The sequence below is a fragment of the Peribacillus sp. genome (genome assembly GCF_059453735.1).
Window position 1 is genome coordinate 1 of sequence record NZ_JAZVJO010000018.1, and the last position, 5,009, is coordinate 5,009.

Annotated in this window: 2 protein-coding genes; both read left to right on the forward strand. The window is 38.2% G+C overall.

Going from position 1 to position 5,009, the window contains the following annotated elements:
* Positions 1–1,500: methionine--tRNA ligase (gene metG / locus AC52RT_RS00600; RefSeq protein WP_495538956.1), on the forward strand; the 1,500-nt coding region annotated here is incomplete at its 5' end.
* A 309-nt stretch (positions 1,501–1,809) separates the two neighbouring features.
* Complete coding sequence (locus AC52RT_RS00605; RefSeq protein WP_495538957.1) at positions 1,810–4,389, forward strand: DEAD/DEAH box helicase; 2,580 nt, start codon at positions 1,810–1,812, stop codon at positions 4,387–4,389.
* The last annotated feature ends 620 nt before the right edge of the window (positions 4,390–5,009 follow it).

Below are 5,009 nucleotides of genomic sequence, written 5' to 3' on the forward strand. Positions count from 1 at the left end.
GGTAGTGATTGTAACGGTACACCGATTGCTATTCGGGCAAAACAAGAAGGTGTTACAGCTAAAGTAATTACAGATCGCTATCATGAAGAATTTGTAGATTGTTTTTCGAAATTAGGATTTTCTTACGATACCTACACAAGAACGGATACAGCTCATCACCATAAAATCGTTCAAGAGATCTTTTTAGCGTTGCTTGAAAATGGTCTGATTTATAAAAAAGAAATAGAACAAACGTATTGCGAATATGATCAGCAATTTTTACCTGATCGCTATGTTGAAGGGATTTGTCCTAATTGCGGTGCACATTCACGAGGAGATCAATGCGATGCTTGTTCAACTGTATTAGAACCACTTGAACTATTAGTAAGAACATGTAAACTCTGCGGAAATCCTCCTGCTACAAGAAAAACAGAGCACTTTTACTTTTCATTAAGTTCGTTACAAACTAGTTTAGAAACCTATGTAAATGAAGCTGAAAGGAACAATCTTTGGCGTGAAAATGCTCTTTCATTAACCAAAAGGTATTTACAGGAAGGATTGCTAGATCGAGCCGTTTCAAGGGATCTGCCCATTGGAGTGGATGTCCCGGTAGCAGGATACGAAGATAAGAAAATCTATGTGTGGATTGAAGCCGTTTCAGGCTATTATACAGCGAGTAAGCTTTGGGCGAAAGAAACCAACAATGATGACTCCGTGTTTTGGGACGCGGCTGCCACATCCTATTACGTTCATGGAAAAGATAATATCCCGTTCCATTCCATTATTTGGCCAGGCATATTGGCAGGTCTAGGGAAAGAATCTTTACCTACTCATATTATTTCAAATGAGTACCTGACATTGGAAAAAAAGAAATTATCAACGAGTCGTAATTGGGCAGTTTGGGTACCGGATCTTCTGAACAGATATGATCCGGATTCAATCCGATACTTTTTAACGATTAACGCACCCGAAAGCCGGGATGCTGACTTTTCTTGGAAGGAATTTATTTATAGTCATAATACAGAATTATTGGGGGCGTATGGCAACTTTGTCAATCGGACGTTAAAATTTATTCAAAAGTCCTTTAACGGGATCATTCCTGCAAACGATATTACTCCGGTTATCCAAAATAAAATTACTCGATTATATAATGAAGTAGGAAGTGACATAGAAGCCGGTTCATTTAAACAAGGTTTAGAGAAAGTTTTCGGTATCATCAGATTCTCGAATAAGTTTTTTGACGAACAAAAACCCTGGATACAGGTAAAGGATGATCTTGAGTCTTGCCGACAATCACTGGCAGATTGCGTCTATCTTATAGCTAATTTAGCTCAAATCCTTTCTCCATTCCTCCCTTTTTCAAGCAGCAGGGTTAAAGAAATGATTAACACAACAGAAGATGGATGGAAGCCATTCATAGTTACACCAGGGCCACTGTTAAATGTTGAACCGTTATTTGTTCGAATCGATCTTGAAAGAATTGAAGCTGAACGAAATAGGTTAGCTGACCAAACTATTTGAGGTGTATCACATTTGCGCTTTTGATTGGTAAACAGCCACATGAATTATCCAATAAGAATGATAAAAATGAGCGTTGGACTACTGTTTCGTTCCAGTTGAAGGTGTCGTACATATTATAATCTAACGTACTAAACACGAATGCAGATTACCTATAGAATGTGGTGTAGACAAGTATCATGCTATCTACCCTTAAAGTCATGTTGTTAAAAAAACTAACTGTGTGATAATGTTATATAGTATTTTGGAGAAGAATAATGAGAATCAGACAAATACAAACTACAACATTGGTGACTGCTAAAGGAGATCATGATGGGGAAATTGGAAGAAAGTTATCTACTAGCAATCGAACAAACAAAATATAAAATTATACAAGACATAGATCGGTATTTAGAGGATAAAGAAAAGATGCCTGTATATACGGAGTATATTTCTGACCGGCATACCTATTTAGAAGGTATTTGGTTAAATGTGTGGTTGAATAAGGCTTCTAATGACGTGCCTAGGAAAGAAAAAAGGTCCTATCTTAAGAGTAAGGGATTGAATACGAATGATATTCCTCATAAAGTTCTGAATACGATGTTCCGTAACGAATTAAAAGGGTTTGATCCTTTTCCGGTACAAGAGTGGGTTACGCAAATGTTTGCAGAAAATGCTGATGGATGGGAACAGCGTTATCTTGAAGCTAGAGCAAACTTTTTTAAAAGGCAGAATGAAAAAAAACTTGCAGAAGAGCGTTGGAATGTTCGCCTGCAGCTGCAGAGTGCGGTGCATGACTATATAGATAATCATTCTCTTCTCCTATATATATATGTGAGGAATCATGTGGCTGTAAAGGTAGTTGAGGATTTCAAACATAATCAACGCTACCAGAATATCGAACTGTTCGAGCTGGAAGAACGATTAATCGAACAGGGATCATTTGATACGAAAGATTATATTATGGTTGATGAATTCTTTGAAGAGTTAACAGGAGCGGTGCATTCTGTCTTTGATTGGGGCAGGAGCCGTTATGAGTATGAGACGTATTATTACCGGTATGAAAAAATAGTACAGGATTTCCTTTCAGAATTTGTCCCTGAACTAGTGATCAAACATATACCGGAAGAGCTGGTTCATAAATTTGCAGAGGTGTATGAGGAAAACTTAAGTACAGTAGCCATTAAAGGACTATTAGGCGATGAGTTAAACGATTTCGCCGCGGCCTGCTTTGAAGAAATTCAAGATGAATACCTCGCCGACTTGGTAAAACTAATTGCCATTCCTTTTGACGAAGTCGTTCATCTTGAAATTTTTGAAAAAGACGAACAAGAGAGAGAACAAAGGAAAGCAGAAGCCCTGGCTGAACAGGCGCGGAAAAAGGAAGAAGAAGAACGGATTTTAAATGATATCTTTGGTAAGGCCTATGCCCCTTCCTTAGGAAAGAGCATTAAATATATTTTACACATTGGTGAAACGAATACGGGGAAGACGCATCAGGCGCTACAAAAAATGAAGGAAGCAGAAAGCGGACTTTATCTTGCACCACTAAGACTTCTTGCCTTTGAAGTGTCCGATAAGCTTAATGCAGAAGGAATTCCTTGTACATTAAAAACAGGGGAAGAGGAAAAGGTTATAACCGGTGCTAAGCACTTTTCTTCTACGGTAGAAATGTTTCATGAGAAGGACCATTATGAGGTCATTGTCATTGATGAAGCACAAATGATTGCTGATAAAGACCGGGGCTTTTCGTGGTATCGGGCCATTATGAATGCGAACGCGAAAGAAGTACATGTCATCGGAAGCTGGAACATTAAAAATATGCTTTTAACACTTTTGGAAGAAAGTAATGTAGAAGTATACGAATATAACCGGGAATTCCCTTTAGAGGTGGAATCGAAGGTATTCAGTCTTCGCGATACTAAAAAGGGAGATGCGCTTGTCTGTTTTTCAAGAAGACAAGTTCTCGAAACGGCTTCTAGTCTGCAGCGCAGCGGTCATCGAGTAAGTATGATTTATGGCAGTATGCCTCCCGAGACTAGAAAAAAACAAATGGAACTGTTTACGAGCGGCGAAACGACCGTTGTTGTAGCAACTGATGCCATTGGTATGGGCTTGAATCTGCCTATCCGCCGCATTGTCTTTCTAGAAAATGAGAAGTTCGATGGAACGAGCAGAAGAACGTTGACGTCACAGGAAATCAAACAAATTGCTGGACGGGCGGGGAGAATCGGTCTCTATGATATTGGCAAGGTAGCTTTTACAGCTGATATTAAAAAAATGCAGGCATTGCTTGAAAAGGTAGATGAGCCGGTTCAAAACTTTGCCATCGCTCCAACTTCAGCCGTTTTTGAACGTTTTCAAAAGTACTACCGAGACCTTGGGACGTTTTTCGATTTGTGGACGCAGTTTGATCCGCCAAAGGGAACAAATAAGGCCTCTCTTATTGAAGAACGAGAGCGTTATGAACTGGTTCGCGATACAGAGATAGAAGCAAGGTATTCCTTAATGGATTTATACGGATACTTGCATCTGCCATTCTCATCAAAAGAACCTGCCCTCATTCGTCAATGGCTTAACACACTTGAAGCAATTGCTGAAGACAGAGAACTTCCAGAACCACTCATTAAAACGAGAAATTTAGAGGATATGGAGCTTTCCTATAAAGCAATTGGTCTGCATTTGCTCTTTTTATATCGGTTAGGCAGAAAAACAGAAGCGGTTTATTGGGAACGAGTCCGTGAAGATATTAGTAACAGCGTACACGATCACTTAAAAGATGAATTACAGAATTACCAAAAAAAATGCAAGCGATGTGGAAAAAAGCTTCCCGACGAAGCTCGTTTTCCAATCTGTGATGCTTGTTTTCAAAATGGACACAAAAGGAATAATCAAAATCGTTTTCATAAATAGAGCAACAAGCACCCTATCACCAAGATGAATTGGAGTCGGGTGCTTGTTCTAGTTCCCTGAGTTGTTCTCGTATCTAACTAATAAGCCAATCTCTGACCTCAGGGAAGGTAGAATAATCTCTGTTCCTCGAATGATTTTTATGAAATTAAATGAACTTTAACGGATGTACTTAAACTTCAAATGATTCTTTATTTACCTTAATTTCTTCCATACCCTGTTTCACTGATAAAGGGGCTGTTTTTTTAGCTTCATTAGTCTTAAAAATAGCATTTGAAACATATTTTTTAGAATGACTGGTGGTTACTACATTTCTGATTGGTAGCAGGAGTAACTAAGAAACTTTCGAGCTAAAGGAAAATACGTATTTCTTCTTTTTCAACTACCGGGACAGATTAGTTGGATAAGGATTTTTTTAAGATGAAGTCAGAAAAATCTATGCGACTCTGCAATAAATAAAGTATGAAGAACAACCATTTGTTATCCAAGCATATAATCAAGACCAATGGGTAATACTTCATAAATATCAAGAAAGACCACTTGATGAGGCATTAAACCTTTATTGGCATTAAATAAACAAATCATAAATACTATATCGAGTATTCCGAAAGAGAGATTATCAT